General features: G+C 32.5%; 14 protein-coding genes. 11 read left to right on the top strand and 3 right to left on the bottom strand.

Annotated elements, in window-relative coordinates; genetic code table 11:
* Positions 1 to 82 precede the first annotated feature (82 nt).
* Entirely contained in the window at positions 83 to 562 is a 480-nt protein-coding gene (locus AC1EUY_RS07865; protein WP_480194969.1) for a DUF6495 family protein, read from the top strand.
* Here AC1EUY_RS07865 and AC1EUY_RS07860 read toward each other — a convergent pair.
* Positions 549 to 1,133: a hypothetical protein gene (locus AC1EUY_RS07860; protein ID WP_480194968.1), complete on the bottom strand. Its 585-nt coding sequence runs from the start codon at positions 1,131 to 1,133 to the stop codon at positions 549 to 551. The two genes, AC1EUY_RS07865 and AC1EUY_RS07860, sit on opposite strands and share 14 nt — an antisense overlap.
* On the bottom strand, positions 1,126 to 1,812 hold the full coding sequence (locus AC1EUY_RS07855; protein WP_480194967.1) for an SIR2 family NAD-dependent protein deacylase: 687 nt from the start codon (positions 1,810 to 1,812) through the stop codon (positions 1,126 to 1,128). Before AC1EUY_RS07855 ends, AC1EUY_RS07860 begins: the two co-directional genes overlap by 8 nt.
* A 92-nt stretch (positions 1,813 to 1,904) precedes the next feature.
* Between AC1EUY_RS07855 and AC1EUY_RS07850 the strand changes: the two genes are divergently transcribed.
* The gene (locus AC1EUY_RS07850; protein ID WP_480194966.1) at positions 1,905 to 2,570 is read left to right on the top strand and encodes a TrmH family RNA methyltransferase; all 666 of its coding nucleotides are present in this window, start codon (positions 1,905 to 1,907) and stop codon (positions 2,568 to 2,570) included.
* A 4-nt stretch (positions 2,571 to 2,574) separates the two neighbouring features.
* Here the strand turns inward: AC1EUY_RS07850 and AC1EUY_RS07845 are convergent, their stop codons facing one another.
* The gene (locus AC1EUY_RS07845; RefSeq protein ID WP_480194965.1) at positions 2,575 to 3,261 is read right to left on the bottom strand and encodes a Crp/Fnr family transcriptional regulator; all 687 of its coding nucleotides are present in this window, start codon (positions 3,259 to 3,261) and stop codon (positions 2,575 to 2,577) included.
* Positions 3,262 to 3,365: 104 nt separating this feature from the next.
* Between AC1EUY_RS07845 and AC1EUY_RS07840 the strand changes: the two genes are divergently transcribed.
* The 9 genes from AC1EUY_RS07840 to AC1EUY_RS07800 all read left to right on the top strand — a co-directional run.
* Positions 3,366 to 5,744 (top strand): heavy metal translocating P-type ATPase, encoded by a 2,379-nt coding sequence (locus AC1EUY_RS07840; protein ID WP_480194964.1) that lies wholly within the window; start codon positions 3,366 to 3,368, stop codon positions 5,742 to 5,744.
* Positions 5,745 to 5,802: 58 nt separating this feature from the next.
* Positions 5,803 to 5,982: a cbb3-type cytochrome oxidase assembly protein CcoS gene (gene ccoS / locus AC1EUY_RS07835; protein ID WP_480194963.1), complete on the top strand. Its 180-nt coding sequence runs from the start codon at positions 5,803 to 5,805 to the stop codon at positions 5,980 to 5,982.
* A gap of 3 nt (positions 5,983 to 5,985) precedes the next feature.
* The gene (gene ccoN / locus AC1EUY_RS07830; protein WP_480194962.1) at positions 5,986 to 8,181 is read left to right on the top strand and encodes a cytochrome-c oxidase, cbb3-type subunit I; all 2,196 of its coding nucleotides are present in this window, start codon (positions 5,986 to 5,988) and stop codon (positions 8,179 to 8,181) included.
* A 2-nt stretch (positions 8,182 to 8,183) separates the two neighbouring features.
* A complete protein-coding gene (locus AC1EUY_RS07825; RefSeq protein WP_480194961.1) occupies positions 8,184 to 8,369 on the top strand; it encodes a CcoQ/FixQ family Cbb3-type cytochrome c oxidase assembly chaperone in 186 nt (61 codons plus the stop codon).
* Positions 8,366 to 9,214 (top strand): cbb3-type cytochrome c oxidase N-terminal domain-containing protein, encoded by an 849-nt coding sequence (locus AC1EUY_RS07820; RefSeq protein WP_480194960.1) that lies wholly within the window; start codon positions 8,366 to 8,368, stop codon positions 9,212 to 9,214. Before AC1EUY_RS07825 ends, AC1EUY_RS07820 begins: the two co-directional genes overlap by 4 nt.
* 91 nt (positions 9,215 to 9,305) lie before the next feature.
* Entirely contained in the window at positions 9,306 to 10,724 is a 1,419-nt protein-coding gene (gene ccoG, locus AC1EUY_RS07815; RefSeq protein ID WP_480194959.1) for a cytochrome c oxidase accessory protein CcoG, read from the top strand.
* Positions 10,725 to 10,727: 3 nt separating this feature from the next.
* On the top strand, positions 10,728 to 11,177 hold the full coding sequence (locus AC1EUY_RS07810; RefSeq protein ID WP_480194958.1) for a FixH family protein: 450 nt from the start codon (positions 10,728 to 10,730) through the stop codon (positions 11,175 to 11,177).
* On the top strand, positions 11,178 to 11,888 hold the full coding sequence (locus AC1EUY_RS07805) for a sulfite exporter TauE/SafE family protein (protein ID WP_480194957.1): 711 nt from the start codon (positions 11,178 to 11,180) through the stop codon (positions 11,886 to 11,888).
* A gap of 153 nt (positions 11,889 to 12,041) precedes the next feature.
* Positions 12,042 to 13,154: hypothetical protein (locus tag AC1EUY_RS07800; protein ID WP_480194956.1), on the top strand; the 1,113-nt coding region annotated here is incomplete at its 3' end.

Below are 13,154 nucleotides of genomic sequence, written 5' to 3'. Positions count from 1 at the left end.
AATAATATCAAATGTTAAGTTTTGAAAAACCGTTCTAATACAGAGCGGTTTTTTTATTTTTGCAGACTTTTTAGAATCAGATATGAAGTACAGACAATTAAGTAAAGAACAGTTTGAAGCACTACATAAAGAATTTGCTCAGTTTTTAGCCACTCAGCAAATCGATGTAAATGAGTGGAAGAAAATTAAAGAAGAGAATCCTAAAATGGCAGCAGAAGAACTTAACTTATTTAGTGATGTTGTATGGGATGATGCATTAACCAAGACAAAATACTTAGAACATTTTTCTAAGCAAACAGTAAATTTATTTAAATGCGAAGAGAAATCAATCTTACGTATAGTTGCTCAGGTAAATAAAGAAAGTTTTGATTTTTTTAATGAAAAAGAGTACCAATGGTTTTTTGATAATACTAATGATCCTTCCATTGAGTTTATGAGAGGTGAAAAGAAATATGCAAAAGAGCGTAACCAAGAATTATTTGATCTTATTGAAAAAGGAAGTGTTATTTCTGGCGGCAAATTATATGAAGGTATATATCAATTGATTTCTAATAAAGCTTAAGTAGGGTATTAGATTGTATCGCTTTGATTACCTTTTTTCCTCGATTTTGATAACCAGTACTACCATTAGGTAGATTTTTATCAATTATTTGAATTAATTCTGGGTGTACCCAGTCAAATTTTTGGCCTAAAAGATATAATGAATACATAGCATGTGCTTGAATAGCTATGGCTCTATCCGTAATCATCCAATCAAAACATGCTTCAGTAAAAAGTTCAAGTTGATTATCAGTAAGTTTTTCCCTAAAGACAGGATCGTATTTTATAAAATACTCAATACAGCATATTTCAATGAGTTTAGCACTTGCCCTGACTGACCCATCGAATTTTAATATTCCTAAGAGTTGAGAAAATTCATTTATAAAAGGTAATAAAACGCTAATATTCTTTTTTACAGCCAATTCTAATATTCTAGCGGAATATGCAGAATCTTTTTCATCAACCTTTTTCATGTTTTCTAATAGAGCTAATATCAATTCAGGATGTGTTGTAGCCGAATTAACTAACAATTCTCTATGCTCCCATCGATATTTTCCTTTAACTATTAGACTAGTGAAGAGTTCTTTATCCATTCAAATATTGATTGATCAATTGTACCACCCCAACAGTTGCCTTTTCAGGGATAATGGTTAAACTATTAAAATCTCTTGCTGAAACTGATGGTTTTGGGTCAATAAAATAAATTGGAGTATTTGATTTTATATAATGCACTAAGCTTGCCGCTGGATATACTTGCATAGAAGTGCCAATAATTACGAAAATATCAGCTTGCTCTGTGATTTGAATTGCTGGCTCTAACATAGGTACTGCTTCGCCAAACCATACAATATGTGGGCGCATTTGTGACCCGTCTTCGGCTAAATCACCAAGAACTATATCTTTTTTCCATCTAAAAACCAACTGTTCATTTTGTACACTTCTCGCTTTTAATAATTCGCCATGTAAGTGTAAAACATCAGAACTTCCAGCACGCTCATGTAGATCATCTACATTTTGAGTTATGATAGTGATATCGTATTGATTTTCTAAACTAGCCAAGGCTACATGTGCAGTATTAGGAGAGACTTCTAATAACTGTCTTCTTCGTTGATTGTAGAAATCTAACACTAACTCAGGGTTTGAAGCAAACCCTTGAGGAGAGGCTACTTTCATAACATCATGACCTTCCCAGAGACCGCCTGAATCACGAAAAGTACTTACACCACTTTCTGCACTGATGCCTGCGCCAGTAAGAACAACAATTTTTTTCATATTTATTTTCCGTGAAAATGGGAATCACATTTTTAAATTAATATTTCTTTAGCTAATTTACAGTTATTATATATTTACCAAAATAATTATTTGTGGTTGATTTAACATTACTAGACTACTTACAGTCTTTTATTACTGAAAACAGAAAAGCTACTTTCGAGCAGGTACTTACGTATCGTACACGTCATTTTACAGTGATTTTAGAAGATATTTATCAAAAACATAATACAAGTGCCGTAGTGCGAAGTTGTGATGTATTCGGATTGCAAGATTTGTATGCTATCGAAAATAAATATCATAGCTATGTGTCAAATCAAGTAGCGAAAGGAGCACAGAAATGGACTAATATTTATCAATTTAATAAACTACAGTATAATACGCAAGCATGTTTAGATACGGTACGTTCAAAAGGATATCAGATCATTGCTACCACACCTCATAATGATTCTTGCTTATTAGAAGATTTTGATATTTCTAAAAAAACAGCTTTTGTAATGGGGGTAGAAAAAGAAGGTGTTTCTGAAGATATTATGAATCAAGCAGATGGATTTTTAAAAATACCCATGGTGGGTTTTACAGAAAGCCTAAATATTTCTGTAGCAACCGCTATTATTTTAAATGATGTTACTTCAAGATTAAGAAGTTCTACTATAAACTGGCAACTAACAGAGGAAGAAAAACAGGTATTGCGTTTAGATTGGACTAAAAAAACGATTAATAATGTAGATCAAATTATTGAGCGATATAAGGCACAATAAAAAATTAAAAACCTGCAGCTATTTTTTCTAATTCCTTTTCGTTGGTAACCTTCAATTTTTTTCCAATTAGAGTTATAACTCCCTTCTTCTTAAATTCAGAAAGTAATCGTATTGCAGACTCCGTTGCTGTTCCAATAACGCTGGCCATTTCTTCACGGGTTAATACAATATCTAAGTTGCCATCCGCGTCTTCTCCAAAAGTTTCCTTTAAAAACAACAAACTATTTGCAAGGCGTTGTTTTACAGATTTTTGGGCAAAATCAATTACCATCTCATCTGTATCTTTGATGCTTTGCGCCATATCACGCATCATCTCCATAGAAAATTTAGGATTATTTTGAAGGTCATTTACAATTTCACTTTTAGGAATAAAACATAACTCCATATCTTTTACAGCTACTGCACTTAGATTGGTCACTTCATCATTAATTAATGAACGCTGCCCTATTATATCGCCTTTTTTTAGCAACTTAATAATTTGATCTTTTCCGTTTTCACTGAGCTTTGAAACTTTACAGACACCATCACGAACGCAGAATACACCATTTAGTTTCTCACCTTCTTTAAAAATTACTTCACCCTTTGCAACAAACTTTGAAGTTTTACAGTTAGAAACTCGCATCAATTCATCTTTGGTTAATGCCTTCAATGAATTAAAATGACGGACGATACATTGTTCACACTTGCTCATGCCTATAAAAAGAAATGTATTCAAATATATTCAATATATATGATAAATGTCATATTTTAGAAATAGTTTATTCTACACTTTTGTTTTAGGTAATTGAGTAATGTATGTCTGTAACTAATTGTTATCACTGTGGTGATGACTGTAATAATACCATTATACGATATAACGAAAAGGATTTTTGTTGTAACGGATGTAAAACTGTATATCAAATTCTCAATGAAAACGAACTCGGTAGCTATTATGATCTTGAGAAATCTCCTGGTAAGATACCAGAACAGATTAATGGAAAATACAACTACTTAGATACTGAGAGCATTATTGAAAACCTTTATGATTTTAAAAATAATAACACTAGCATCGTTACATTTTACATTCCGCATATACATTGCAGCTCTTGTATTTGGGTATTAGAACATTTAAACAAACTAAATGGTGCTGTAAGTTCTTCCATTGTTAATTTTCCAAAAAAAGAAGTACGAATAGCATTTAATCATACGATCACTACACTAAGACAAGTAGTAGAGTTGTTAAGCTCAATTGGCTATGAGCCAAGCATAAGTTTAGAAAGCAATTCCGTTAACAAAAGAAAAATAGATAGATCTTTAATCTATAAGCTGGCTGTAGCTGGATTTGCCTTTGGCAATATTATGTTACTTTCTTTCCCTGAATATTTTCAATCTGATGGGTATTGGTTAGAAAAATACAAGCCCTTATTCAGAGCAATTATCTTTGTAACTTCTATCTCTGTGGTTTTTTATGCGGCAAGCGATTATTTTATTTCAGCATATAAAGGAATAAGACATAAAATTTTAAATATTGATGTGCCTATTGCGCTAGGTATTTCTGTATTGTTTTTAAGAAGTTCTTATGAAATACTCTTTAATGTGGGGCAAGGATATTTTGACAGCTTGGCAGGGTTCGTTTTTTTTCTATTACTTGGAAAAATATTTCAACAGCAAACGTATAGTTTCTTATCATTCGAGCGTGATTATAAATCGTACTTTCCAGTAGCCGTTACAAAAATAAATAATGACAAATCTGAAATAAATGTTTCCATTTATAAAGTAAAAAAAGGAGACAGGTTATTGATTAGAAATAATGAACTAATTCCTGTTGATGGCATTCTTATTTCTAAAAGCGCAGAAATTGATTATAGTTTTGTAACAGGTGAATCATTACCTATAGCCAAACACTCTGGTGATAAAATATTTGCTGGAGGAAAGCAACTTTCAGGTGCTGTTGAAATGGAGGTCTTGCATTCTATTTCTCAAAGTTATTTAACACAATTATGGAGTAATGATATTTTTAATAAGGAAAAAACAAGTAACATAAAGAATCTCACAGATTCTATTAGTAAACAATTTACGATAACTGTTTTAGTGATTGCTTTTTTGGCAGGTGTTTATTGGTATTTTAAAGATGTTACGATGGTGGCCAATGTAGTGACCGCTGTACTTATTGTTGCATGCCCATGTGCTTTGGCACTATCTGCTCCATTTGCCTTAGGAAATATGCTTCGTATTTTGGGCAAACAAAAAATATATTTAAAAAACACCGATGTTATTGAAAATCTATCCCATATAAACACTATTATTTTTGACAAAACAGGTACAATAACGACTAATAAATCAAATGTTGTTTATCAAGGAAATCCTCTTTCTTTTAAAGAAAAACAAGCGATTTTTAGTGTTTTGAGAAATTCTAATCATCCCTTAAGTAGAGCTATCTATAATAGTGAAAAAGAAATTAGTCTTAGTGAAGTAATATCTTTTAAAGAACAAGTGGGTAAAGGTTTACAAGGTATAGTAAATCAAAAGTATGTTAAAATAGGGTCTGCAAGTTTTGTAAATACAACTGATGTTTCAGATCTACAAACGAATGTTTACGTTAGCATTGACGATGAGATAAAAGGAAAATTCATTTTTGAAAACTTATATAGAGAAGATATAGCTTACCTATTCAAACAATTAGATAAAAATTATTCATTAGGAATACTATCTGGTGATAATGATGGAGAGAAAGAGCGACTTCATCATCTGTTACCAGCAAAAACCGGCTTATTTTTCAACCAAAAACCACAAAATAAACTCAATTATATTAAAGCATTGCAAGATAAAGGTTCTAACGTTTTAATGATTGGTGACGGGTTGAATGATGCAGGAGCTCTAAGGCAAAGTAATGTTGGTTTGGTCATCGCGGAAGATATTAATGTATTTTCACCCGCTTCTGATGGTATCGTAGAAGCTTCTAGATTTTCAACTATTGATAAATTGTTAAAACTATCTAAGAGTACTTTGCGAATTATTAAAATAAGTTTTGTAATTTCATTACTATATAATGTTATAGGCATGTATTTTGCTATAAATGGTCTTTTATCGCCAATTATTGCTGCCATTTTAATGCCTTTAAGCTCAATAACAATCGTAATTTTTGTAACCATAGCTACAAATTTTATGGCGTATAGTAAAAAAAGCAAAACATGACATTTATCATGTTTTTTGAGCTAATGCTCATTTAATTTTGTAAAAGAATCGGGTAGGTATGGGTGTAATTTATGTATTAATTACAGTAAGTATAATTATAGCAATTATTTTTTTAGCAGCGTTTGTTTTTGCTGTGCGTAATGGGCAATACGACGATGCTATAACACCTTCTATACGAATGCTTTTCGAGAATAAATCAACTAAAAAAGAAACTTCAAAACCTTTAGATAATTCATAATTTATGGAAATGCAACAATTTTATTATGACAACAAGATTGTAAAAAACTTCTTGTATGCTACCATTGTTTGGGGATTGGTAGGAATGTTAATTGGTCTTTTACTGGCCTTTATGTTTCTGTTTCCAAACCTCACAAGTGGTATTTCATGGCTAAGTTTTGGTCGTTTACGTCCATTACATACCAATGCCGTAATTTTTGCCTTTGTAGGTAATGCTATTTACGCAGGTGTTTATTATTCATTACAGCGCCTACTAAAAGCTAGAATGTATAGTGACCTATTAAGCAAACTGAACTTCTGGGGATGGCAACTCATAATTGTTGCAGCAGCCATAACATTGCCTTTAGGCTATACTACAAGTAAAGAATATGCCGAACTCGAATGGCCTATAGATATTGCTATTGCAATAGTATGGGTGATTTTTGGCATTAATATGATTGGTACTATTTTAAAACGTAGAGAGCGTCATTTATATGTGGCAATCTGGTTCTATTTAGGAACTTTTGTTACCGTTGCTGTACTTCATATTTTTAACAGTTTAGAATTACCAGTAAACGCATTAAAAAGTTATTCCGTTTATGCAGGAGTTCAAGATGCCTTGGTACAATGGTGGTATGGTCATAACGCGGTTGCATTCTTTTTAACGACACCGTTTTTAGGTTTAATGTATTACTTTATACCCAAAGCTGCCAATAGACCTATTTATTCTTACCGACTGTCTATTGTACATTTCTGGTCGTTAATCTTTATTTATATCTGGGCAGGGCCTCACCACTTATTATACACAGCTTTACCAGATTGGGCACAAAATTTGGGTGTAGTGTTTTCTATCATGCTATTAATGCCTTCTTGGGGAGGTATGATTAATGGACTCTTAACCCTACGTGGAGCTTGGGATAAAGTTAGAGTTGATCCTGTACTTAAATTTATGGTTGTTGCCATTACTGGGTATGGTATGGCCACGTTTGAAGGACCTTTGCTGTCATTAAAAAGTGTTAATGCCATTGCGCACTTTTCAGATTGGATTATTGCGCATGTACATGTAGGTGCCTTAGCATGGAACGGTTTCTTAACCTTTGGTATGATTTACTGGTTAATACCAAGAATGTTTAAAACCAAATTATATTCTACAAAATTAGCAAATACACATTTTTGGATAAGTACATTAGGTATTATTTTGTACGCTCTACCTTTGTATGTTGCTGGTTTTGTACAAGCATCTATGTGGAAGCAATTTAATCAAGATGGTACATTGGTTTATGGTAACTTCTTAGAGACAGTTACACAGATTATGCCCATGTATTGGATGCGTGCCATTGGTGGTACCATGTATATTGTTGGTGCTTTAATTATGTTATACAATGTAGTTAAAACAATAAAATCGGGTAGTAAGGTTGAGGATGAATTTGCTGAAGCTCCAGCATTAATAAAAATTAAAAAAGGACGCTTAGCTGGTGAAACATGGCATCATGCTTTAGAAAGAAAACCTGTACAACTAACTTTGTTGGCAACTGTTGCCATACTTATTGGTGGTATTGTTCAAATTGTACCAACAATTATGGTGAAATCGAATATTCCAACTATTACAAGTGTAAAGCCTTATACACCTTTAGAATTAGAAGGTAGAGATATTTATATACGAGAAGGTTGTGTTGGTTGCCATTCGCAAATGATTCGTCCTTTTAGATCAGAAGTAGAACGTTATGGTGAATACTCAAAAGCTGGTGAATTTGTATATGATCATCCTTTTTTATGGGGTTCAAAACGTACAGGACCCGATTTGGCTAGAGAAGGAGGTAAGTATTCCGATAGTTGGCATTTAAATCATATGAACGACCCTCAGAGTACTTCACCGGGTTCGATTATGCCTCCGTATCAATGGTTAAGTAAAAACAAATTAGACATTTCTCAAATTGAGAAAAAAATGGAAGTAATGGTTAAACTTGGTGTTCCCTATACACAAGAAGATATTAACAATGCCCGAGCACATATAAAAGAGCAAGCATTGGGCATTGAAAAAAGCTTATATCAAGACCCAGCATTTGAAGAGAGTTATGAAGCTTCAAAAAAAGAGGCCTCTGCTAGTGGGCTTGAGTTTACACCAATGAATGAGCGTGAAATAGTAGCGTTAATAGCATATTTACAACGTTTAGGTACAGATATTAAAGTAAAACCAGAGCAAACTGCTCAAAATAACTAGTTATGTTAAAGTTTGTAAAACATCATATGGAAAGCATGGAAGGTGTTGCCATATACCCAATGATCTCACTGTTAATATTCTTTGTTTTTTTTACCGTTCTATTTTGGTGGGTATTTACAGCGCGAAAAGATTATATAAAAAAAGTGAGTAACCTACCTTTAGAGAACGATAATACCACTGAATTATGAAAAATAAATCAACCTTAACCTTTTTACGTGTACTTGTAGTATTCTTTATTATTTTCATAATTACAGAATACTTTTATAAAACAGGTTCTGAGCCAGCGTTTATTTCGAACCCTTCTGTAGCTTTGTTTTTAGTGAGTGTGTTATTTGCGCTTATAGGTATAGAAGCTGTACGCAATGCTACCAATAAATTAGGTAAATCTGATAGTGAGTTAACTGCTGAATCGGAAAAGGCAACAGAATCTGAAGGGTTTAAAGGGTTTTTAAAAAGTATGTGGGGTTCGAAACCTATAACCCAAGAAAAGGATATTTTATTAGATCATGACTATGATGGTATTAAAGAATTAGATAATTCATTACCGCCATGGTGGTTATATTCTTTCTACATTTCTATGGTATTTGCTGTGTTGTATTTAGGCTACTATCATATTTTAGGAGGTGATACGAATAAAGAAAGTTTCGAAGAAGAGATGCGATTGGCAAAAATAGAAGTAGAGAATTACAAACGTGCAAATCCTGTTGTATTAGATAAAAGTAGCATGAGTGGGGCAGACATTATAGCGGCAGGAAAGAAAATTTTTAGAACGAACTGCGCAGCATGCCATGTATATGATGGAGGAGGTGGTATTGGACCAAATCTTACTGATGAATATTGGATTTTGGGTGGTGGAGCCGAAAATATTTATAAAACAATAGCAGAAGGCGGTCGCGATGGAAAAGGTATGATTGCTTGGAAGAATGCTTTAAGTGCTGAAAAAATACAACAAGTCACCAGTTTTGTATTGAGTTTACAAGGTACAACACCAGAAAAACCAAAAGAGAAAGAAGGCGAACTCTGGAAAGAGTAATAAATTATTTTGTCAGGTCGAGCGCAGTCGAGATCTTGTTAAAACCAAAGTCTCTCGACTGCGCTCGAGTAGATAGCAAAAGTTTGTAATAATGGGTGAGCAAACAAAAGATAGCTTTAGAGATTCTATAGGTACTATCGATGAAAGTGGTAAACGATCATGGATATTTCCTAAAAAGCCAAGTGGTAGATTTTATAAATACCGTACTTATGTAAGTTGGTTTTTATTAATTTTTCTATTTGCTGCACCCTTTGTAAAGATTAATGGCAATCAGTTTTTGTTGTTCAATGTTATAGAACGACGATTTAATATTTTCGGATTTCCATTTTGGCCTCAAGATTTCCACCTATTAGTTATTTCTATGATTATTGGTGTGGTGTTTATTACATTATTTACAGTAGTGTTTGGTAGGGTGTTTTGTGGGTGGGTATGCCCTCAGACTATTTTTTTAGAAATGCTTTTTAGAAAAATAGAATATGCGATTGATGGTGATAGAGGAGCACAAATACGATTAAAAAAGCAAGCTTGGAATCCCGAAAAAATAAAGAAACGCGTTTTAAAGCATACAATTTTCTTTATCATTTCCTTTTTAATTGCGAATGTGTTTCTAGCATATATTATAGGTAGTGATGCACTCTTTGAAATTATAACCGATAATCCTTTACATCATGTTAGCGGATTGATGGCTATCCTCATTTTTACACTGGTATTTTACTTTGTGTTTTCATGGTTTAGAGAACAGGTTTGTATCATTGCTTGCCCTTATGGAAGATTACAGAGTGTACTTTTAGATACGAAATCGATTGTAGTAGCCTACGATTATAAACGTGGTGAGAAAGAATCGGGAAGAACTAAGTTTAAAAAGAATGAAGACCGGCCAGCATCAGGTAAAGGTGACTGTATAGATTGTCATCAATGTGTAGATGTATGTCCTACAGGTATAGATATTCGAAATGGAACGCAACTAGAATGTGTAAACTGTACAGCTTGTATCGATGCCTGTGATTTTATGATGGAAAAAGTAGATCTTCCTAAAGGGTTGATTCGCTTTGCTTCAGAAGATAATATTGCTAAGAAAGAGAAGCCACAGTTTAATTTACGTATTAAAAGCTATACCGCTGTACTTACAATTTTAGTAGGTGTGTTAATAGCCATGCTTTTTATGCGTAATGTAGTTGAGGCAACAGTTTTACGATTACCAGGCCAACTATACACTACTAAAGAGAACAATGTAATTAGTAATGTATATACTTACAAATTAATTAATAAAACTACAGATGAAATTAATGACGTGGCAATAAAATTAATTTCACACGACGGTATTATAAAATTAGTAGGTGAAAAACAATTATCGGTGCCAAAGCAAGACTTGTCTGAAGGTACTTTATTTATCGAAATACCAAGAGCATCATTAAAAAAGAGTAAAGAGAAAATTAAAATAGGGGTCTATTCAAACGGAGAATTGGTGGAGACTACATCAACTAATTTTCTAGGACCAAAAAAATATTAGACCATGAAAATAAATTGGGGAACAGGTATTGTTATCGCATTTATCTTATTTATAGGTTTTATACTCTATTTTGTAATCACGATGAGTACTAATAAAAAATATGATTACGATTTAGTCTCTGAAGAATATTATCAAGATGAACTTAATTATCAAAATGATATTGATAAATATAAGAATACCAAGAAACTAGGTATTGAAATAAAGTTTAATAAAATTCAAAAAGGAATAGAAATTAGTTTCCCTTCAAATTATAAAACAGAAACTATCAAGGGAAATGTGTCCCTCTATAGACCGTCTAACCAAAGTTTAGATATAAACATCCCATTTGTTTTATCTAAACGTACTACATTACTCATACCTGATAATAAGTTGGTAGGCGGTCGTTGGGACATTAAAATTAGTTGGAACGAAAATAATAAAGAATATCTCTATAAAAAAGAGTTTGTGTATTAGATGTTACTTTCTGCTATCATATTAGGTTTGTTAAGTAGTTTTCACTGTGTGGGTATGTGTGGTCCTATAGCTTTTGTAGTACCCATAGATAGAGTAAATAAACAAAAAGGAGCCTATCAAACGATGCTGTATCATTTAGGCAGATTGCTAGCTTATAGTAGTATAGGCCTCTTATTTGGTTTATTAGGTAAAGGATTGTTTTTATCTGGTTTTCAGCAACGTTTATCTATTCTATTAGGTGTTTTAATGATAGTTATTGTTTTGATTCCGGTGAAGATTTTTAATAGATACAACTTCTCTAAACCTTTATATCGTTTAATCGGCCAAGTTAAGTCTAAACTAGGTTTTTACTTGAAACAAAAATCTAATAAAGCTATTTTTAGCATAGGGTTTTTTAATGGCTTTTTACCTTGTGGTATGGTTTATATGGCTTTGGTGGGTGCTGTTGCTACTACTGAGTTTTATTTGGGCGCTTTGTATATGTTTCTGTTTGGTTTAGGAACCTTACCCATTATGACCATGGCAGTCTATTCTAAAAATATTTTTTCAATAGACTTGCGTAAAAAAATCACCAAGGCTATTCCTGTTTTTGTTGTGATTATTGGTTTATTATTTATTCTTCGTGGTATGGGACTGGGTATCCCTTATGTATCACCAAAAGATGTAAAGTTACAAGTACATAACAGACCTATAGAGTGTGTAGATGAATAGTTTTATTTTCTTATTTTTAGCTTGTATATAAAACATAAACCATATAGAATATAAGTGTAATACACTTATATTATAGTTGGCGGTAATTTGAGGAAACCCGTAAACAATCACCAATTTAAAACTTTTATCTTTGTTTTTCTATACCAACTAATTATGAGTAAAAAATATACAGCAAAAAGAGTAAAACTTGACGAACTCATTTTAGACAAAGAAAATCCAAGGTTTGCCGAACTATATAATGGTAGTGATAAAGAAGAAGAAATTATAGAATATTTATTATGGACTGAATCGGCCAACGAAATTGCGGAAGCAATAACAACTGCTGAGGAATATTATGATGACAGACCTCTATGGGTTTATAAAGACAATGGCAAATATATTGTAAAGGATGGTAATAGAAGATGTTCAGCAGTCAAAGCTTTACAGCATCCCAATTACTATAAATTAAGCCATCCAAAATTTGAAATTAAAGAATTACCTGTTTTAGAATACAAAGAACTAACTGATTTAGAGACACGTATTAGACTAGAACATAACAGTAATTTGTTTAAAAAATGGGGTAGAATTGCAAAAGCAATTGAGATTTACAGATTATTCTCTTCTGGAAACTCTATTGACTCATTAACTGAAATAGATTCTAAACCTAAAGATTTTATAAAAACTGCTACCTTTTACCATAAAGCAGTAGAATTAAAAGGCGAAGACTTCAAAAAGTTAGTTAGAGAAGGAAGAGGAAAAACAGGTGGTAAAACGATTATCTTTGAACGTCTTTTTAGAGAAAGAAAACATTGCGGTTATAGTTTCAAAAATTCTGGCGAATTATTTATCAAAAATAAAGAGCTTTTTGAATCTTACATAAATGCAATTGTTCCTTATTTAATTGACAATCCAGACACAACATCTCGAACACTAGACGAAATATATAAGAAAGGTAACTCGTTTTTAGATTTGTTAAAACCTTATGGTTTTCCGCCAGATACAAAGCCTTCAACAACAAATTCAAACTCTAGTAGCAATTCATCGAGTGCTAGTTCTTCAAACTCAAGTAACAATTCATCGAGTGCTAGTTCTTCAAACTCAAGTAACAATGGGAATAATACTAACGATGGGAACGGTGGAAATAATGGACAATCTACCAACAATTCGCAAAACAACAATTCATCAACTAACTCTAGTGGCTCAAGTAATAATCAAAATACAACTAATACAAGACATAGTGTAAAAAGTAAACCTACATTAAAAAGAAAACAAATTCCTAGTGCATTA

It is taken from the genome of Maritimimonas sp. 2210JD6-3 (genome assembly GCF_056591795.1).
The sequence above is the reverse complement of the archived record's forward strand: the minus strand, read 5'-3'. Positions and strand labels throughout refer to the sequence as shown.